Genomic DNA, 18,085 nt, shown 5'->3' on the forward strand with positions numbered 1-18,085 from the left:
TCGAAGTGGCGTTGGTTGCTCAGTGGCACTGTCGTCACTCCGCTAGTTCACTCAAAAAAGGAGTCTTTCATGACCACATCTTTTGTTCGCACCCTGCCCGTCGCGCTGGCCCTGGCGCTGGCCTCCATCGGTGTGTCGGCCGTTGCGCAGACCACCGCGGCCGAGCCCACGACCACCGAGAAGGTGAAGGAAGCCGGCAAGGACGCCGTCGACGCGACCGCACGCGGTACCGAGAAGGCCTGGGACGCCACCAAGAGCACGACCAAGAAGGCCGTGAACGCCACCGAAAACGGCGCTGAGAAGGCCTGGGATGCCACCAAGAGCGGCACCAAGAAGGCAGCCAACGCCACCGAGCGGGGCACCAAGAAGGCCTGGAACGCAACGAAGAACACCACGAAGAAGGCGACCACCGCCACCAAGAACGTGGCTGCGAAGACCGGCGACGCGGTTGAAAACGCCGGCCACAAGACGGCCGACGGCATGCGCAGCACCGGCAAGGCGATCGGCGAGAAGGTGCCGGGTACGGCCGAGCACGACGCGGCCAAGAAGCCGTAAATTTCACGCACCGGGCTTCGGCCCGTGTTTGAAGAAAGAACCCGCTTCGGCGGGTTTTTTCATGGGCGTTCCTGCACACCGTGTGGCAATGCCAAGATACCGCCCATGAAACCGACCGCCGCCCCGTCCCCGACCGTCGCCGGCCCCGCTGCCGGCACGGTGCTGACCGGCCTTGCGCCCCTGGTCTCGCCGAACACACGTGTGCTCATCCTCGGCAGCTTCCCGGGCGTGAAGTCGCTCACGCAGCAGCAGTACTATGCGCATCCCCAAAATCAGTTCTGGAAGATCTTGCAAGCCCTCTGGCCCGACCCTGCGCTTCCAGGCGCCGACAGCTACCGCGCGCGCTGCGCATGGCTGCTCGATCGCGGCCTCGGCGTGTGGGACGTGTACGGCGCCTGCGAGCGCGAAGGCAGCCTCGACACGGCGATCCGCTCGCCCGTCGTGAACGACATCGCCGGCCTGCGGCTGCCGAAGCTCGCGGCCATCGCCCACAACGGCGGCGAGAGCTTCAAGCACGCACGCCACACGCGCACCCTCGGGGTGCCGGTCTATTCGCTGCCATCCACCAGCCCCGCCAACGCGTCATGGTCGTTCGAGCGCAAGCTCGCGGCCTGGCGCGAGGTCTTCGTTGCTCACCACCTTCTCTGATGGCTTCCTCCGCTGCTTCCAAGAAAAACCTCGTCCTCCCCGAAGTCAATTTTTCCGACTGGGGCGACATCCGCTACCTGCACCTGGGCACCGAATGGGTCCAGGGCTCGATGAAGCTCGACGCGCCCTTCGAGATCGAACTCGAGTACGTGCAGCGCATGATGGCCTGGCTGCTGTTCGTCGACAGCAAGGGCGTGGGCAACCGCCACGCGATGCAGCTCGGCCTGGGCGCGGCCACGCTCACCAAGTTCAGCCGCAAGACGCTGCGCATGCGCACCACGGCCGTCGAGTTGAACCCGCAGGTGGTGTCGGCCTGCCGTGGCTGGTTCAAGCTGCCGGCCGACGACCTGAAGCTGCGCGTCGTGATCGCCGATGCGGCCGAGGAAATCCGCAAGCCCGAATGGCAGGGCACGGTCGACGCGCTGCAGGTCGACCTGTACGACCACGAGGCTGCTGCGCCGGTGCTCGACAGCGAAGACTTCTATGCCGACTGCCGCGCGCTGCTCACCGAAGACGGCTGCATGACGGTCAACCTGTTCGGCCGCTCGTCGAGCTACGAGCGCAGCCTCGAGAAAATCGCCGCCGCGTTCGGCGCCGATGCGGTGTGGGCCTTCAAGCCGACGCGCGAAGGCAACACGGTGGTGCTGGCCCAGCGCACGCCGTCGCGCCCCAAGCGCGAGGTGCTTGCCGAGCGCGCCCAAACCATCCAGACTCGCTGGGGCCTGCCCGCGCCCAAGTGGCTGCGGGTGTTCAAGCCGATGACGCTTTCCCTTTCCACCTGATCACCTGACCCCGGTTCATGAGCGCTGTACCCGCCGCCGCCTCCGCTGCTGCCCGCCACGAAGGTCCGCTCGACCTGCGTCGCCTGATCGAATGGCTCGCCACCGACGGCGTGATCTCGCCGATGGAAGCCAAGCGCACCATCGCGCGCTGCGCCCAGGCCGAGAGCCGGCAGGCGCCGCTGGTGCGCCTGGCCAATGTCGCCATGACGCGCGAGGCCGACGGCAAGCCGCTCGACCTCGAAGCGCTCACGCAGTGGCTCGCAGGCCGCGCCGGCCTGGCTTATCTGCGCATCGATCCGCTCAAGGTCGACGTGGGCAAGGTGGCCGACACCATGAGCGCCGGATACGCCGAGCGCCACAAGGTGCTGCCCGTGCAGGTGCTGCCGAACGAGGTGGTGGTGGCCACGGCCGAACCGTTTCTCACCGACTGGATCGCCGAGGTCGAGCGCCAGTCGAAGCGCACCGTGCGCCGCGTGGTGGCCAACCCGTCGGACATCCAGCGCTACACGGCCGAGTTCTTTGCGCTTGCCAAGTCGGTGCGCGCCGCGCAGAAGGCCGGCGGCAACACCGGCGGTGCGAGCTTCGAGCAGCTGGTCGAACTCGGCAAGAGCACCAAGCAGCTCGACGCCAATGACCAGAGCGTGGTGCAGGTGGTCGACTGGCTGTGGCAGTACGCCTTCGACCAGCGCGCCAGCGACATCCACCTAGAGCCGCGCCGCGAGCAGGGCGTGATCCGTTTTCGCATCGACGGCATCCTGCACCCCGCCTACCAGATGCCGATGGGTGTGATGAACGCGATGGTCGCGCGCATCAAGCTCTTGGGCCGCATGGACGTGGTCGAAAAGCGCCGCCCGCTCGACGGCCGCATCAAGACGCGCAACATGCGCGGCGACGAAGTCGAAATGCGCCTGTCGACCTTGCCGACCGCCTTCGGCGAGAAGATGGTGATGCGGATCTTCGACCCCGACACCGCGGTGAAAGACCTCGACGCACTCGGCTTTGCGCAGCACGACGCGCAGCGCTGGGAACAGCTCGTCACGCGGCCCAACGGCATCATCCTGGTGACCGGGCCCACGGGTTCGGGCAAGACCACCACGCTGTACTCCACGCTCAAGCGCGTGGCGACCGAAGAGGTCAACGTGAGCACGGTCGAAGACCCGATCGAAATGATCGAGCCCTCGTTCAACCAGACGCAGGTGCAGCCGCAGCTCGACTTCGGCTTCACCGAAGGCCTGCGCGCGCTGATGCGGCAGGACCCGGACATCATCATGGTCGGCGAAATCCGCGACCTCGCCACCGCCGAGATGGCGGTGCAGGCCGCGCTCACGGGCCACCTCGTGTTCAGCACGCTGCACACCAACGACGCGCCGAGCGCCATCACGCGGATGATGGAACTGGGCGTGCCCTCGTACCTCATCACCGCCGTGATGCTGGGCGTGCTCGCGCAGCGCCTGGTGCGCACGCTGTGCCCGCATTGCAAGCAGCCCGACGACGCAGTTACGCGCGAGAGCCTCGAAGCCATCGTCAAGCCGTGGCAGATCACCGGCCCCGTGCGCGCCTACAAACCCGTGGGCTGCGTCGATTGCCGCATGACCGGCTACATGGGACGCATGGGCCTGTACGAACTGCTGAGCGTGACCGAGCCCTTCAAGGACAAGGTCACCAAGGAGCCCAACCTCACGGGCCTGCGGCGCCAGGCCGTGATCGACGGCATGCGCCCCTTGCGGCTGGCCGGCGCGTTGCGCGTGGCCGAGGGCGTGACGACCATCGAGGAAGTGCTCAGCGCCACGCCGCCGCTCGAGTAGAAACACGTGCCCCCCGCGCGACGGGGCATGAGTCATTTCGGGTTATCCCTAGTCCTCCGGTTAGTGGAATCCACATCAGCCTGACCGGAGGCTGACTCGACAATTCCGCATCGAAATTGTTCGAGGAGACTGTTCGTGAAAATCAAAAGTCAGAAAGACTTTTTCTCGGGACTGATGTTCACCGTCGTGGGCGTGGCGTTCGCATGGGGCGCCACCACCTACAGCGTGGGCAGCGGCGCCCGCATGGGTCCGGGTTACTTCCCGCTGATGCTCGGCATCCTGATGTCCTTCATCGGCCTGGGCATCATGTTCAGCGGGCTCACCGTTGAAACGACCGACGGCGAAAAGATCGGCAAGTGGGCCTGGAAGCAAGTGGTGTTCATCCTGGGCGCCAACCTCGCCTTCGGCGTGCTGCTCGGCGGCCTGCCGAGCCTCGGCGTGCCGGCCATGGGCATGATCATCGCCATCTACGCGCTCGTGATCATCTCGAGCCTGGCGGGCCATGAGTTCAAGCTGCCCACCGTGCTGATCCTGGCCACCGTGCTGGCCGTCGGCAGCTACGTCGCGTTCATCTGGGCGTTGAAGCTCCAGATCCAGGTCTGGCCGACCTTCATCACCGGTTGAGAAGAAAGCTGCTCACACCATGGAACTGTTTGAACACCTCTCGCTGGGTTTTGGCGTTGCCTTCACCTTCACCAACCTGCTGTACTGCCTGGCCGGTTGCATTCTGGGCACGCTGATCGGCGTGCTGCCGGGCATCGGCCCGGTCGCGACCATCGCGATGCTGCTGCCCGCCACGTACGCGCTGCCGCCCGTGTCGGCGCTGATCATGCTGGCCGGCATTTATTACGGCGCGCAATACGGTGGCTCGACCACCGCGATTCTGGTGAACCTGCCGGGCGAATCGTCGTCGGTGGTGACCGTGATCGACGGCTACCAGATGGCGCGCAAGGGCCGTGCAGGTCCGGCGCTCGCCGCTGCGGGCCTGGGCTCGTTTTTCGCAGGTTGCGTCGGCACGCTGATCTTGGCCGCCTTCGCACCGCCGCTGACCGAACTGGCCTTCAAGTTCGGCCCGGCCGAATACTTCTCGCTGATGATCCTGGGCCTGATCGGCGCCGTGGTGCTGGCATCGGGTTCGCTGCTCAAGGCGATCGCGATGATCGTGCTGGGCCTGCTGCTGGGCCTGGTGGGCACCGACGTGAACTCGGGTGTCGCGCGCTTCAGCTTCGACGTGCCTGAACTCACCGACGGCATCGGCTTCGTGGCCATCGCCATGGGCGTGTTCGGCTACGGCGAAATCATTGCCAACCTGTCGCGTCCGGACGAAGAGCGCGAAGTCTTCACCGCCAAGGTCTCGGGCCTGTTCCCGACCAAGGAAGACTTCAAGCGCATGCTGCCCGCCGTGCTGCGTGGTACCGCGCTGGGTTCGTCGCTGGGCATCCTGCCCGGTGGCGGTGCGCTGCTGTCGGCCTTTGCGGCCTACACCATCGAGAAGAAGACCAAGCTGCATCCGGGCGAAGTGCCCTTCGGCAAGGGCAACATCCGCGGCGTGGCCGCGCCTGAAGCCGCCAACAACGCCGGCGCGCAGACCTCCTTCATTCCGCTGCTGACGCTGGGCATTCCGCCCAACGCCGTGATGGCGCTGATGGTCGGTGCCATGACGATCCACAACATCCAGCCGGGTCCGCAGGTCATGACCAGCAACCCCGAGCTGTTCTGGGGCCTGATCGCCTCGATGTGGATCGGCAACGCGATGCTGGTGATCCTGAACCTGCCGCTGATCGGCCTGTGGATCAAGCTGCTGTCCGTGCCCTACAAGTTCCTGTTCCCGGCGATCGTGCTGTTCTGCGCGATCGGCGTGTACTCGACCAACAACAACACCTGGGACATCTGGATGGTGGGTGTGTTCGGCTTCGTCGGCTACACCTTCTTCAAGCTCGGCTGCGAACCTGCGCCGCTGCTGCTGGGCTTCATCCTGGGGCCGATGATGGAAGAGAACCTGCGCCGTTCGCTGCTGCTGTCGCGGGGCGACTGGAGCGTGTTCGTCACGCGCCCGATCTCGGCCGGCCTGCTGATCGCCGCAGCGTTGCTGCTGGTCATCGTGCTGCTGCCCGCAGTGAAGTCCAAGCGCGAAGAGGCCTTCGTCGAAGACTGATCGACGGCCTTGCCTGAACGAAAAAAACGGCGCCTTCGGGCGCCGTTTTTCTTTGGGGGAATGCCTGCGGCGCTACTTGCCCAACGCGCTGAGCACCGCCACGGTCATCGCGTGCACACCGGTCTTGATCGACGGCTCGGGCACCGGCGCGAAGAAGGGCGAGTGGTTGCGGGGCAGCGGCTTGCCGCCGGGCTGGGCGGAGGCCGCGATGTCGCGCGCATCGAGCACGCCGACCGTGAAGTACATCGACGGGACGCCGGCGTTGACGAAGGCCGAGAAGTCTTCGCTGCCCGTCGACGGCACCGTGGACTGCACGACATGGGCCGCGCCCAACGCCTGCTTGAGTGCGGCGGCCGCGCGAGTCACCACGGCTTCGTCGTTGACCAGGGCTTCTCCGCCTTGCACCAGCTTGACCACGGGTTCGGGCGCGCCGCTCGTGGCGGCAGCGGCCATGGCCATGCGGCGCACGCCGGCCAGCAGCTTGTCGCGCACCTGCGGCTTGTACGAGCGGATGGTGCCGCGCAGCGTGACCGTGTCGGGAATGATGTTGCCGGCGGTGCCGCCCTGGATGGCGCCGATGGTCACGACGCCGAATTCGGCCGGGTCTTTCTCGCGGCTCACCACGGCCTGCACGTCGGTCACGAAGCGCGCGGCCATCACGATCGGGTCGAGGGTGGTGTGCGGCCGCGAGCCGTGGCCGCCGCTTCCCTTGAAGACGATCTCCAGCGAATCGGAGTTGGAACTGCTGATGCCGACGCCATAGCCGATGGCGCCGTGCGGCGTGGGCGCCGTGTGCAGCGCGAACGCGGCGTCGGGCTTCGGAAAGCGCGTGAACAGGCCGTCCGCGAGCATCGCCTTGGCGCCCGACACGGTTTCTTCGGCGGGCTGGCCGATGAACATCAGCGTGCCTTTCCATTGCCCCTTGAGTGCGACCAGCGCGCGCGCGGCGCCGAGCCAGCTGGCCATGTGGATGTCGTGGCCGCAGCTGTGGGCCACGAAGCTGTCGCGCCCGCCCCAGTCGGTGCGGGCCTGGCTGGCGTAGGGCAGACCGGTCTTTTCTTCCATCGGCAGGCCGTCCATGTCGGTGCGCACCATCACGACCGGCCCCGGGCCGTTGCGGTAGAGCGCGACGACGCCCGTGCCGCCGACCTTCTCGGTCACCTCGAAGCCGATCGCGCGCATCTCGGCGGCCAGCTTCGCGGCGGTGCGCGTTTCCTTGAAGGCAAGCTCGGGGTGGGCGTGCAGGTCCTTGTAGATCGCGTCGAGCCGCGGGTACATCGCATCGACGAGCGGCGTGATCGCCGAAGCGGGCGACGATGCAGCGGGCTGCGCGTGTGCGCCCGCGCCGAAGGCGAGGAGGGCGGCCACGGCCAGTGAGCGAAGGGCGAAGGTGGGTGAGTGGATCAACATGAGTGAATGCGTAGAGGAGTGAGAACGGGGTCAGAAGATGTGCCGGATGCCGAAGTCGTAGCCCATGGCACTGCGCGGGCGCCAGCCGCTGGCGGCCACGTAGCCCGGATAGGGTGCGTCGCTGCCGCTCGTCACGGAGCCGATGGCCTTGTCGTTCTGGCCGTCGCGGATGCGAACGCGCGCGAAGGTGGCGTACAGCGCCGTGCGGCGGGACAGGTGGTGCACGTAACCCAGCGCCCACTGGCTGGCACTCGCGCCCTGTGCCGCGTCGCCTGGCAGGCCGGTGCCGCCGGCCCGGTACTTCACGCGGCCGAAGGAGGCGCGAATGAGGCCGGGGCCCACGGGCACCGTGGCGCCCACGAGGTAGCCGTCGTACCGGTCGGTGCGCTCCGGTGCCCAGGTCTGTGCCTGCGCGCGCCGGTGCCGCAACTGCGACAGCTCGCCCAGCAGCTTGACGGGGCCGAGGTCGTAGGTGGCGCTCAGGCTGACGGTCTTCAGCCGGTCTTCGCCGCCGGCGTCGATGGGCGGCTTGGCCGCGGAACCCGAGGGCAGGCGATCCTTGTTGTCTTCACCGAGCGCCAGCGCCACGTTGAGCGCCCCCTTGGCATAGCCGAAGCGCCCGCCCATGTAGCGCCCGCGCGCGTTCGTCGGCGTGAGCTCGGGGCTGTAGCGGATGTTCTCGGGAAAGGCGTACTGCACCTGCCCGTAGAAGCCGCCGAGGTTCGGCGGCAGGAAGTAGCCGATGCTGTTGCTGGCGCGCGCGTAGTTGTCTCCGGCGGCCACGCCGGCCGGTGCGCCCCCGAGCAATGCGGACGAGGCGCTGTTCACGCGCGCAATCACCGACAGGCCGGCGCCCTGAACGGCGAACGGGTCGGCCAGCGAGTCGTTGCGGAAGATCGGCGTGTAGTCGCGGCCCAGCCGCAGCTCGCCGAAGCCGCCCGACAGGCTCACGGTGGAACGCTTGGCGAAAGAGGCCAAGCCGGTCTTGCCGTCGTCGTTGCTGATGTTCGACTCCAGCCAGAAGCTCGCCGCCAGGCCGCCGCCCAGATCTTCCGTGCCGCGAAAGCCCAGGCTGCTGCCGCGGTAGCCGCCGCGCGAGAGCGTGGCCTGGCTCTGCGTCACCCTCGGCACGCCCGCCGCAAGCAGCGCGGCGGCAGGGCGCCGCGGATCGAGCGCCGGGCGGTACTCGCTGACGGCCTCGAAATGGCTGACACCCGCGTCCACGACGCCGAACAGCGTCACCGAGGACTGCGCCGACGCCGTGCCTGCCAGGGTCACCAGGGCCAGGCCGAGTGGATGCCGCTTCATGAAAAGAACGCGCGAGCTGAAGCAGAGGGCACCGGCATCGGCGCCCTCGATGGAAGGGAAGTTCAAGGGGGAGTTCTCCTGTGCGCCACTTCGGTGTCGAGTGGACTGGCGCGACTATCGGGCGGCAGGGCGCGATGGAGGAAATACCGTTTGCTGATGCGGCGCCATCGCTATTTCTGATGGTCAGGTGGGCATGCCTCACGCCGCGTGATGGCCGTGGCACGATTGATGCACTCGATTCATATATCTATCCGATAAATCCATTTCCCTTTTCAATGCCCTGCGAGTCCAATCCTGCGGCCACGTCGGACAAGGCGCGCCCTCGACACACCACCTCGGACACAATGAATTCCATGAAACGAACCACCCGTATCGCGCTCGCCGCGGCCGCGCTGGTGCTGGCCGCGGTGCCTGCCCTGGCGCAGCAGACCTATCCGAACCGTCCGATCCGGTTGATCGTGCCGTTCCCGGCGGCCGGCGCCACCGACCTCTTCGCCCGCACGCTGGGCCAGAAGATGAGCGAGAAGCTCGGCGCCCAGCTGATCATCGACAACAAGCCCGGCGCGGGCGGCGCCATCGGCTCCGACCTCGCGGCCAAGGCGCCGCCCGACGGCTACACGCTGCTGCTCGCGACCACGAGCACGCACGCCATCGGCCCCGCCATCACGGCCAGGCTGCCCTACGACACGGTGCGCGACTTCGCGCCCATCGCCCACGTGGGCGATGCGCCGAGCATCATGCTGGTGCCGGTCAACACGCCCGCGAAGACGGTGCGCGAGTGGATCGACCACGCCAAGAAGAACCCCGGCAAGCTCAACTACGCATCGAGCGGCAACGGCACCATCGTGCAGCTCACGGCGGAGCTCTTCAAGGCGCAGGCCGGCGTGTTCGTCACGCACATTCCCTACCGCGGCACGGCGCTCGCGGTGCCCGACCTCATCAGCGGCAAGGTCGACGTGCTGTTCGATTCGCTGCCCACCGGCATGCCGCATGTGCGCGACGGCCGGCTGCGCGCACTGGGCGTCACATCGCTCAAGCGCAGCCCGCTCGCACCCGAGCTGCCACCCATCGCCGACACGCTGCCCGGCTTCGAGTCGAACACCTGGTTCGGCTTCTACGGCCCGAAGGGGCTGCCGGCCGACATCGTGGCGCGCGTGAACAAGGCCGCCAACGAAGCGCTGGCCGACCCCGAGCTGAAAGACAAGCTCGCCCGCCTGGGCATCGAGCCGGCGAACGCGGGCACGCCCGAGCAGTTCGCAAAGATGGTGGCCGTTGACGCCGCCAAATGGAAAAAGATCGTCGTCGATCGCAAGATCACGAATGAATAAACGAGAGCACGCCGACATGAACTTCGACTTCAACAACCCCTACCTCTCGACCCGCCTGCCGGTGTTTGCACGCAACGTGGTCGCCACGTCGCACCCGCTGGCTGCGCAGGCCGGCCTGCGCATGCTTCAGCAGGGCGGCAACGCGGTCGATGCGGCCATTGCCACGGCCGCGGTGATGACGCTGGTCGAGCCCGTGAGCAACGGCCTGGGCAGCGACGCCTTCTGCATCCTGTGGGACGGCAAGGAGCTGCACGGCCTCAACGCCTCGGGCCCCGCGCCGAAGGCCTGGACGCCCGCGTACTTCAAGGCCAAGTACGGCGCCGACGCCGCCACGCCGCCGATGCGCGGCATCGACTCGGTCACCGTGCCCGGCGCGGTGCGCGGCTGGGTCGCGATGAGCGACCGTTTCGGCAAGCTGCCTTTCGCCGACCTGATGGCGCCCGCCATCGACATCGCCGAGCGCGGCTACCTCGTGCCGCCGGTGGTGCAGGGCAAGTGGGCTGCGGCCACGCCTCTCTTGAAATCGCAGCCGGGCTTTGCCCAGGCCTTCCTGCCGTGGGGCCGCGCGCCCGAGATCGGCGAGCTGTTCCGCTTCACCGCGGCGGCACGCGCGCTCAAGGCGATTGCCCGCACCAAGGGCGAGGCCTACTACAACGGCGAGATCGCCGAAGCGATCGCCAAGTTCTCGCAAGAGCAAGGTGGCGCGCTCACCGTGGCCGACATGGCGGCCTACCAGCCCGAGTGGGTCAAGCCCATCTCGCGCGACTACCGCGGCCACACGCTGCACGAGATTCCGCCGAACGGCCAGGGCATCGCGGCGCTGATCGCGCTGGGCATCCTCGAGAAGTTCGACATCGCCTCGCTGCCGGTCGACTCGGTGCAGTCGCAGCACCTGCAGATCGAAGCCATGAAGCTGGCCTTCGCCGACGTGTACCGCTACGTGTCGGAGCCATCGTCGATGACGGTGACCCCCGCGCAAATGCTCGATGACGCGTACCTCGCTTCGCGTGCGAGACTCATCGACGTGAACAAGGCGCAGGACTTCAAGGCCGGCAACCCGGTCAAGGGCGGCACCATCTACCTCACCGCGGCGGACGAGAGCGGCATGATGGTGAGCTTCATCCAGAGCAACTACATGGGCTTTGGCTCGGGCTGCGTCGAACCCGACTTCGGCATCAGCCTGCAGAACCGCGGCCACGGCTTCAGCCTCAAGGCCGAGAGCCCGAACGTGGTGGCGCCGGGCAAGCGCCCGTTCCACACCATCATCCCGGCCTTCCTCACGAAGGACGGCCAGCCGGTCATGAGCTTCGGCGTGATGGGCGGCAACATGCAGCCGCAGGGCCACATGCAGACGCTGGTGCGCATGCTCGACTACGGCCAGAACCCGCAGGCCGCGTGCGACGCACCGCGCTGGCGCTTCAACGCGGGGCTCGAGATCAACGTCGAGGCCGCGATGAAGGCCGACACCGTGCAAGGCCTGCGCGACCTGGGCCATCACCTGGACGTGATCAACGACTCCTACCAGGACTTCGGCGCCGGCCAGTTCATCTGGCGCGCGGGCGAGCCGTCGGTCGAAGGCTACGTGGCCGCGAGCGATCCGCGCCGCGACGGCCTCGCTGCAGGCTACTGAGGATCAAGGGATGATCGGGGGATGAACAAAGCAGCCGCATCGGCCGGCATTCCCCCGCACGGACACGAGGCCGCCCGCAAGGGCTACGCCACCGGCCTCGTCCTTGCCACGCTGGGCGCCATCGCGTTCAGCGGCAAGGCCATCATCGTCAAGCTGGCGTACCGCTACGGCGTCGACGCCATCACGCTTATCATGCTGCGCATGCTCTTTGCGCTGCCGCTGTTCGCGCTGATGGCGTGGTGGGCCGGCCGCGGCAAGCCCGCGCTCACGACGCGCGACTGGCTCGGAATTTTGGGGCTCGGCTTCTCGGGCTACTACCTCGCGAGCTTTCTCGACTTTGCCGGGCTGGCCTACATCTCGGCCAGCTTCGAGCGGCTGATCCTGTACCTCAACCCCACGCTGGTGCTGTTCTTCGGCTGGCTGCTGTACCGGCGCCGCCCGACGCGGCCGCAGGTGTTCGGCATGGTCGTGAGCTACGGCGGCGTGCTGCTGGTGTTCGGCCACGAGCTCTGGACCGGTGGCGACGGCAAGGGCGGCGGCGCGGCTGCATGGGGCGCGTTCCTCGTGTTCCTGAGCGCAGTGAGCTACGCGGGCTACCTTGTGTACAGCGGCGAGTTCGTCAAACGCCTGGGCTCGCTGCGGCTCGTGGGTTTGGCCACCACCGTGGCCTGCCTGCTGTGCATCCTGCAGTTCGTGCTCACGCGGCCGATGAGTGCGGCGATGGCGGTGGCGCCCGAGGTGATCTGGCTGTCGGTGCTCAACGCCACGCTGTGCACCGCTGTGCCTGTCCTCATGGTGATGATGGCCATCGAACGCATCGGCCCCGCCATTGCGGCGCAAACCGGCATGATCGGGCCCCTGTCCACCATCCTCATGGGGGTGGTCATATTGGGTGAGCCGTTCACCGCGTGGATCGCGGCCGGCACGGTGCTCGTCATCGCGGGCATCTTCGTTTTCACACGCAAGGGGCGGTAGTTCGTTCACCGCCCCTGCGAGATCAATCGATCGATCGACTGGAGCAAACACATGGATCTGGGCATTGCAGGCAAGACCGCGCTGGTGTGCGGCGCGAGCAAGGGGTTGGGCTACGGCTGCGCCGAGGCGCTGGTGCGCGAGGGCGTCAACGTGGTGATCGTGGCGCGCGGTGCCGAGGCGCTCGACGCAGCAGCCAAGCAGCTGGTGGCAGCGGCCGGCCCGTCGGGTCCGTTCGTCAAGCACGTGGCGGCCGACATCACCACCGAAGCCGGCCGCGCGGCCGTGTTCGCGCTGGGCCACGACTTCGACATCGTCGTCACCAACGCCGGTGGCCCGCCGCCCGGCGACTTCCGCAACTGGGACCGCGAGGCGTGGATCAAGGCGGTCGACGCCAACATGCTCACGCCCATCGAGCTCATCAAGGCCACGGTGGACGGCATGGCCAAGCGCGGCTTTGGTCGCATCGTCAACATCACGTCGAGCTCGGTGAAGTCGCCGATCGACATCCTGGGTTTGTCGAACGGCGCGCGCAGCGGCCTCACGGGCTTCGTGGCGGGCGTGGCGCGCACGTCGGTGGCGGCGCAGGGCGTGACCATCAACAACCTGCTGCCGGGCTCCTTCGAGACCGACCGCCTCAAGGGCACGATGGCCGGCGCGGCACAGAAGTCGGGCCAGGATTTCGACACCGTGTGGGAAGCGCGCAAGAAGAACATTCCGGCCAAGCGCTTCGGCAACCCGGCGGAGTTCGGCGCGATCTGCGCGTTTCTCTGCAGCATGCAAGCCGGCTACATGACGGGCCAGAACGTGCTGGCCGACGGCGGCGCCTACCCGGGCACGTACTAAGCTCGCCCCCAGGCTTCGCGCACTTCGTGTCGCTTCGCCAACCCCCTGCCGGGGGCAACACCTGAGGCCCGGCAAAGCCGGTTCCTCGGTGTTCGCTTGAAGGAACCGCCTCGTTCTCAGCGCCGCGAGGACACCACGATCCCGCCGACGATCAGCACGAACGCGGCGCCGTGGTACCAGTGCGGTGCCTCGCCCAAGAAGGCCGCCGACAGCACGGCCGCGAACAGCGGCGTGAGGTTCATGAAGATGCTCGCCGCCTGCGGTCCCGCGCGTTGCACGCCGGTGCCCCAGCAGCGGTAGGCCAGCACGGCGGGGCCGATGCCGATGAACAGCATCGCCGCAATGAGCGGCCAGCCCAGGTCGATGTGGGCGTCGGTCAGCGTCCATTCGCCGGCGGCCAGTGCGCCCGACCATGCGAGGCCGAACACCAGCTGCGCCATCAGGAAGGCGGCCCAGTCTGCGCGCACATTGGCAGGCTCGTTCGTGCGCGCCAGCAGCCAGCTGTAGAAGGCCCAGACGATGGTGCCCACGATCATGTACAGGTCGCCCGGCACCAGCCGCAGCGCCAGCAGCTGCTGCCACTCGCCGCGGCTCAGGACCAGCAGCACGCCGAGCATCGACAGCAGCGCGCCGCCCACCGTGCGCCGGCTGGCGCGCGCGCCGAAGCACAGCGTGCCCACGGCCAGCATCCACAGCGGCAGGCTCGAGCCCACCAGCGTGACGTTGATCGGCGTGGAAGTCTGCAGCGCCAGGTACTGGAACGCGTTGTAAAGGCCGATGCCCAGCAGGCCCAACAGCGCGTAGCGCTTCCAGTGCGCCCACAGCGGGCTGCTTCGCCGCAGCACCCAGGCCGCCAGCGGCAGCAGCAGCACGAACGCGATCACCCAGCGCACGAAGTTCAGCGTCAGCGGCGACACCAGCGCGCGCACCAGACGGCCGACCACCGCATTGCCAGCCCACAGCAGCGGCGGCACGGTGAGTAGAAGGGCGGTGAGGGGCGTGAGGCGGGGGTGCGATGCGAAAGACATGGCCGCCGACTCTACCGGGCCCGCGCAGTGCCCGTGGCTCCTCGCGAAATGGCCAAACGTGGCACGATGCCCGTCCCATTCTTTTTCCCCCTGCGTGGAGACAGCAACGATGTTGAGCAAAGCCGTCCGTATCGACCGCCATGGCGGTCCCGAGGAATTGAAGGTCGTCGAGGTCGAGGTGGGCGAGCCCGGCCCCGGCGAGATCCGCATCCGCCACAAGGCCGTGGGCCTGAACTTCATCGACACCTACCAGCGCACGGGCCTGTACCCGTTCCAGATGCCGCTGCAACTCGGCATGGAAGCCTCGGGCATCGTCGAGGCGGTGGGCGAGGGCGTGACGCACCTGAAGGCCGGCGACCGCGCCGCCTACGCGAGCCAGCCGCCCGGCGCGTATTGCGAGCTGCGCGTGATGCCCGCCAAGTGCGTGTGCAAGCTGCCCGACGACATCTCCTTCGAGACCGGCGCGGCCATGATGCTCAAGGGCCTCACCGCGCAGTACCTGCTGAAGAAGACGCTGCCGGCCGAAGGCCTGCAGCCCGGCGACTTCGTGCTGTTCCATGCGGCGGCCGGCGGTGTCGGCCTCATCGCGTGCCAGTGGGCCAAGGCGCTCGGCCTGCAGCTCATCGGCACGGCCGGCAGCGATGTCAAGTGCAAGCTCGCGCTGGCGCACGGCGCGGCGCACGCCATCAACTACAGCACCGAGAACTTCGCGGCGCGCGTGAAGGAGATCACCGGCGGCAAGGGCGTGAAGGTGGTGTACGACTCGGTGGGCAAGGACACCTTCGAAGGCTCCGTCGACAGCCTGCGCCCCTTCGGCCTGCTGGCGATCTTCGGCAACGGCTCGGGCCCGGTGCCGCCGATCAACCTCGGCCTGCTGGCCTCGAAGGGTTCGCTCTACGTGACGCGCCCGACGCTGTTCACGCACATCGCCACGCGCGAAAGCACGCAGGCCATGGCCGACGACCTCTTCGCGGTGGTGCGAAGCGGCGCGGTGAAGATCCCCATCGACCAGCGCTATGCCCTGGCCGACGTGCAGCAGGCGCACCGCGACCTCGAGGCGCGCAAGACCACGGGCTGCACCATCCTCACGCTCTGAGGCAGCGCGGGCCGGCGGACCGGTGATGTCCTACGCGCGGTGAGGTGTCACACCTTCGACTTGTGGCGGGCGCAATTTGTAGCCTGCACTTGTCCCTTCGCACCTCCCGCCATGACCACCGTCCGCGCCTTCATCGTCGAAGACAACCCCGCGCTCCGTGCGAGCCTGGCGGGCACGCTGCGCGAGATGGCGCGCATCGATCCGGTCGGCCAGGCCGAGTCGGAGGCCGAGGGCACGCGCTGGCTCACGCACAACCCGGCGCTGTGGGACCTGGCCATCGTCGACCTGTTCCTGGGCGACGGCACCGGCTACAGCGTGCTCGAGGCCTGCCGCAACCGCGACCCGAAGCAGAAAGTCGTGGTGCTGAGCAACCACGCCACGCCCGAGACGCGCCGCAAGTGCGCGCAGCTCGGTGCCGACGCGGTGTTCGACAAGGCCACCGAGGTCGAGGACCTGATCGACTATTGCGTGCGCCAGCGTCAGGAGCGCTTCTTCAGCGCGCCTTCGTCGTTGGTGAAGCCGGTGGCGCCTCACTGAGCGCGGCCGTCTCGCGCACCATGCGCCAGACCCGCTGCGCGAGCGGCGACAGCTCGCGGTTGCGGCGCCGGATCAGCATGATCGCGCGCTGCACGTTCGGCACCAGCGGGCGCACCACCAGCCGCGCGAGCCCTTCGGGCGGCAGCGACAGCCCCGGCATCACGCTGATGCCGATGCCGGCCTCGACCATGCGGAACACGGTGGTCGCATGGCCCAGCTGCTGCTTCACGTCGCAGCGCGCGCCGTGCCGCTCCAGTGCCAGGTCGATGAGGCGCCGGCTGCCCGAGGCGTGATCGAGCAGCACCAGCGGCTGGCCGTCGAGTGCCGACCAGTTCACCGACGCCTTTTTTTCCGTCAGCCGGTGGCCGGGCAGCGTGACCACCATGAAGGGGTCGGCGAGGATCGATTCGCAGTGCAGGTCGTCGGCTTCGGAAGGCTCGATCACCACGCCGAAATCGACTTCGCCGCTGCGCACGCTGTCGAGTACGTCCTGCTGGATGCGGTCGAGCAGCAAGAACTGGATGCCCGGCGCCTGCACCGCGCAGGCCGCGATGCAGTCGGGCATGAGGTTGGCCGACAGCGTGGGGCTGCTCGCCACGCGCACCTTGCCGCCGCGCGCGCTGGCCAGTCCGGCCACGTCCTGCAAGGTCTGGTCGAGTTCGTCGAGCACCCGGTCGAGCCGGGCCGCGAACGAGTGGCCGGCTTCGGTCAGCACCACCTCGCGCGTGGTGCGGTCGAGCAGTTTCAGGCCGAGCTGGGCTTCAAGCTCCGAGATCGACCGGCTCACCGCCGGCTGGCTCAGGCCCACCTGGTCGCCTGCGCGGCTGAAGTTGCGGCCCTCGGCCACCGAGCGGAAGACGCGGAGTTGGCGCAGCGTGACGTTCATGCGCTCAAATCATATATCCATCCGATAAATCCATTTCTCTTTTGAATGGGCGAGCGGTCCAATCAGGCCATGGCACGTTCACGCTTTCTTCCTGACAACTTCACGCTCACGCTCGTCGCGGTCGTCACCCTGGCCAGCCTGCTGCCCGCCAGCGGCCGCGTGGCGCATTTCTTCGAAGGCCTGACCACGGTCGCGATCGGGTTGCTGTTCTTTTTGCACGGCGCCAAGCTGTCGCGCGAGGCGATCCTTGCGGGCATCACGCATTGGCGGCTGCACCTGCTGGTGTTCGCCTGCACCTTCATCCTGTTCCCGCTGCTGGGGCTCGCGCTGCGGCCCGTGCTGGGGCCGCTGGTGACGCCGCAGCTGTACACGGGCGTGCTGTTCCTGTGCGTGCTGCCGGCCACGGTGCAGTCGGCGATTGCGTTCACGGCGATGGCGCGCGGCAACATGCCGGCCGCGATCTGCAGTGCGTCGGCGTCGACGTTGCTGGGCGTGTTCATCACGCCGGTGCTGGTGAGCCTGGTGGTCTTGCCTGAAGGGGGTGCGGTGGCGTCGCCTTCGTCGCTCGATGCGATCGGACGCATCCTGCTGCAGTTGCTGGTGCCGTTCGTCATCGGTCACCTGTCGCGTCCGCTGATCGGCAAGTGGATCCAGAAGCGCGCCGCAGTGCTGAAGTTCGTGGACCAGGGCTCGATCTTGCTGGTGGTCTACACGGCGTTCAGCGCGGCGGTGATCGAAGGGCTCTGGAAGCAGATTCCCGTGAGCGCGCTGCTCGGCCTGCTGCTGGTGTGCGGCGTGTTGCTGGCGTTGGCGCTGGGGCTCACGACCTTCATGGCGCGGCGTTTCGGCTTCAACATCGAAGACGAGATCACCATCGTCTTCTGCGGCTCGAAGAAGAGCCTGGCGAGCGGGATTCCGATGGCGAAGGTGCTGTTTGCCTCGCACGCCGTCGGCGCGATCGTGCTGCCGCTGATGCTGTTCCACCAGATGCAACTCATGGTGTGTGCGGTGCTGGCGCAGCGCTACGCGCGGCGAACTGCCGCAGCCACGGCACCCGCGCTGCGCACGGCCGAGTAGTCTTTTCGACGAAGCCCGGCAG

At 67.6% G+C, this 18,085-nt stretch carries 17 protein-coding genes; 13 read left to right on the plus strand and 4 right to left on the minus strand.

The annotated features are described in order from the left end of the window. Positions 1-69 precede the first annotated feature (69 nt). The 6 genes from RZE79_RS06240 (at position 70) to RZE79_RS06265 (ending at position 5,945) form a co-directional block, all read left to right on the plus strand. Positions 70-555: a hypothetical protein gene (locus RZE79_RS06240; protein WP_153280339.1), complete on the plus strand. Its 486-nt coding sequence runs from the start codon at positions 70-72 to the stop codon at positions 553-555. Positions 556-660: 105 nt separating this feature from the next. Further along, complete coding sequence (locus RZE79_RS06245; RefSeq protein WP_319359460.1) at positions 661-1,203, plus strand: DNA-deoxyinosine glycosylase; 543 nt, start codon at positions 661-663, stop codon at positions 1,201-1,203. Beyond that, positions 1,203-1,985: a spermidine synthase gene (locus RZE79_RS06250; RefSeq protein ID WP_319359461.1), complete on the plus strand. Its 783-nt coding sequence runs from the start codon at positions 1,203-1,205 to the stop codon at positions 1,983-1,985. The genes RZE79_RS06245 and RZE79_RS06250 overlap by 1 nt, the downstream gene beginning before the upstream one ends. Positions 1,986-2,002: 17 nt before the next feature. Beyond that, entirely contained in the window at positions 2,003-3,790 is a 1,788-nt protein-coding gene (locus RZE79_RS06255) for a GspE/PulE family protein (protein WP_153280336.1), read from the plus strand. Positions 3,791-3,925: 135 nt separating this feature from the next. After that, entirely contained in the window at positions 3,926-4,414 is a 489-nt protein-coding gene (locus RZE79_RS06260) for a tripartite tricarboxylate transporter TctB family protein (RefSeq protein ID WP_153280335.1), read from the plus strand. A 19-nt stretch (positions 4,415-4,433) separates the two neighbouring features. Further along, positions 4,434-5,945, plus strand: coding sequence for a tripartite tricarboxylate transporter permease (locus RZE79_RS06265; RefSeq protein WP_153280334.1), 1,512 nt, complete (start codon positions 4,434-4,436; stop codon positions 5,943-5,945). 72 nt (positions 5,946-6,017) lie between these two features. On the opposite strand, the gene RZE79_RS06270 is transcribed toward RZE79_RS06265, so the two are convergent. Beyond that, entirely contained in the window at positions 6,018-7,355 is a 1,338-nt protein-coding gene (locus RZE79_RS06270) for an amidohydrolase (RefSeq protein ID WP_319359462.1), read from the minus strand. Between the two features lie 30 nt (positions 7,356-7,385). Further along, positions 7,386-8,663 carry a porin gene (locus RZE79_RS06275; protein WP_319361108.1) on the minus strand — a complete coding sequence of 426 codons (1,278 nt, stop codon included), beginning with the start codon at positions 8,661-8,663 and terminating at the stop codon, positions 7,386-7,388. A 344-nt stretch (positions 8,664-9,007) separates the two neighbouring features. Between RZE79_RS06275 and RZE79_RS06280 the strand changes: the two genes are divergently transcribed. The 4 genes from RZE79_RS06280 to RZE79_RS06295 are packed head-to-tail and all read left to right on the plus strand — an operon-like array spanning position 9,008 to position 13,439. After that, positions 9,008-9,991 carry a Bug family tripartite tricarboxylate transporter substrate binding protein gene (locus RZE79_RS06280; RefSeq protein ID WP_373696543.1) on the plus strand — a complete coding sequence of 328 codons (984 nt, stop codon included), beginning with the start codon at positions 9,008-9,010 and terminating at the stop codon, positions 9,989-9,991. A gap of 16 nt (positions 9,992-10,007) precedes the next feature. After that, positions 10,008-11,621, plus strand: a complete 1,614-nt coding sequence (locus RZE79_RS06285) for a gamma-glutamyltransferase family protein (RefSeq protein ID WP_319359464.1) — start codon at positions 10,008-10,010, stop codon at positions 11,619-11,621. A gap of 21 nt (positions 11,622-11,642) precedes the next feature. Continuing rightward, a complete protein-coding gene (locus RZE79_RS06290) occupies positions 11,643-12,596 on the plus strand; it encodes a DMT family transporter (RefSeq protein WP_319359465.1) in 954 nt (317 codons plus the stop codon). Between the two features lie 51 nt (positions 12,597-12,647). Then, positions 12,648-13,439 carry an SDR family oxidoreductase gene (locus tag RZE79_RS06295; protein WP_099795418.1) on the plus strand — a complete coding sequence of 264 codons (792 nt, stop codon included), beginning with the start codon at positions 12,648-12,650 and terminating at the stop codon, positions 13,437-13,439. 116 nt (positions 13,440-13,555) lie between these two features. On the opposite strand, the gene RZE79_RS06300 is transcribed toward RZE79_RS06295, so the two are convergent. Then, positions 13,556-14,467: a DMT family transporter gene (locus RZE79_RS06300; RefSeq protein WP_319359466.1), complete on the minus strand. Its 912-nt coding sequence runs from the start codon at positions 14,465-14,467 to the stop codon at positions 13,556-13,558. Between the two features lie 109 nt (positions 14,468-14,576). Here RZE79_RS06300 and RZE79_RS06305 point away from each other — a divergent pair, with 109 nt between their 5' ends. Beyond that, positions 14,577-15,563, plus strand: coding sequence for a quinone oxidoreductase (locus RZE79_RS06305; RefSeq protein WP_319359467.1), 987 nt, complete (start codon positions 14,577-14,579; stop codon positions 15,561-15,563). A 111-nt stretch (positions 15,564-15,674) separates the two neighbouring features. After that, positions 15,675-16,100, plus strand: a complete 426-nt coding sequence (locus tag RZE79_RS06310; protein ID WP_319359468.1) for a response regulator transcription factor — start codon at positions 15,675-15,677, stop codon at positions 16,098-16,100. Here the strand turns inward: RZE79_RS06310 and RZE79_RS06315 are convergent. Continuing rightward, positions 16,057-16,986 (minus strand): LysR family transcriptional regulator, encoded by a 930-nt coding sequence (locus tag RZE79_RS06315; protein WP_319359469.1) that lies wholly within the window; start codon positions 16,984-16,986, stop codon positions 16,057-16,059. The genes RZE79_RS06310 and RZE79_RS06315 overlap by 44 nt on opposite strands. Before the next feature lie 69 nt (positions 16,987-17,055). Between RZE79_RS06315 and RZE79_RS06320 the strand changes: the two genes are divergently transcribed. Continuing rightward, the gene (locus RZE79_RS06320; protein WP_319359470.1) at positions 17,056-18,063 is read left to right on the plus strand and encodes a bile acid:sodium symporter family protein; all 1,008 of its coding nucleotides are present in this window, start codon (positions 17,056-17,058) and stop codon (positions 18,061-18,063) included. The last annotated feature ends 22 nt before the right edge of the window (positions 18,064-18,085 follow it).

Origin of the sequence: Variovorax sp. EBFNA2 (assembly GCF_033802765.1) — a bacterium.
Classification (GTDB): Bacteria; Pseudomonadota; Gammaproteobacteria; order Burkholderiales; family Burkholderiaceae_C; genus Variovorax; species Variovorax paradoxus_H.

Bases quoted from the DNA above. Each gene is read 5' to 3' on its own strand.
- RZE79_RS06305 (WP_319359467.1), top strand. From the start codon at position 14,577: ATGTTGAGCAAAGCCGTCCGTATCGACCGCCATGGCGGTCCCGAGGAA.
- RZE79_RS06310 (WP_319359468.1), top strand. From the start codon at position 15,675: ATGACCACCGTCCGCGCCTTCATCGTCGAAGACAACCCCGCGCTCCGT.
- RZE79_RS06270 (WP_319359462.1), bottom strand. From the start codon at position 7,355: ATGTTGATCCACTCACCCACCTTCGCCCTTCGCTCACTGGCCGTGGCC.
- RZE79_RS06300 (WP_319359466.1), bottom strand. From the start codon at position 14,467: ATGTCTTTCGCATCGCACCCCCGCCTCACGCCCCTCACCGCCCTTCTA.
- RZE79_RS06250 (WP_319359461.1), top strand. From the start codon at position 1,203: ATGGCTTCCTCCGCTGCTTCCAAGAAAAACCTCGTCCTCCCCGAAGTC.
- RZE79_RS06315 (WP_319359469.1), bottom strand. From the start codon at position 16,986: ATGAACGTCACGCTGCGCCAACTCCGCGTCTTCCGCTCGGTGGCCGAG.
- RZE79_RS06285 (WP_319359464.1), top strand. From the start codon at position 10,008: ATGAACTTCGACTTCAACAACCCCTACCTCTCGACCCGCCTGCCGGTG.
- RZE79_RS06280 (WP_373696543.1), top strand. From the start codon at position 9,008: ATGAATTCCATGAAACGAACCACCCGTATCGCGCTCGCCGCGGCCGCG.
- RZE79_RS06275 (WP_319361108.1), bottom strand. From the start codon at position 8,663: ATGAAGCGGCATCCACTCGGCCTGGCCCTGGTGACCCTGGCAGGCACG.
- RZE79_RS06240 (WP_153280339.1), top strand. From the start codon at position 70: ATGACCACATCTTTTGTTCGCACCCTGCCCGTCGCGCTGGCCCTGGCG.
- RZE79_RS06295 (WP_099795418.1), top strand. From the start codon at position 12,648: ATGGATCTGGGCATTGCAGGCAAGACCGCGCTGGTGTGCGGCGCGAGC.
- RZE79_RS06255 (WP_153280336.1), top strand. From the start codon at position 2,003: ATGAGCGCTGTACCCGCCGCCGCCTCCGCTGCTGCCCGCCACGAAGGT.
- RZE79_RS06290 (WP_319359465.1), top strand. From the start codon at position 11,643: ATGAACAAAGCAGCCGCATCGGCCGGCATTCCCCCGCACGGACACGAG.
- RZE79_RS06320 (WP_319359470.1), top strand. From the start codon at position 17,056: ATGGCACGTTCACGCTTTCTTCCTGACAACTTCACGCTCACGCTCGTC.
- RZE79_RS06265 (WP_153280334.1), top strand. From the start codon at position 4,434: ATGGAACTGTTTGAACACCTCTCGCTGGGTTTTGGCGTTGCCTTCACC.
- RZE79_RS06245 (WP_319359460.1), top strand. From the start codon at position 661: ATGAAACCGACCGCCGCCCCGTCCCCGACCGTCGCCGGCCCCGCTGCC.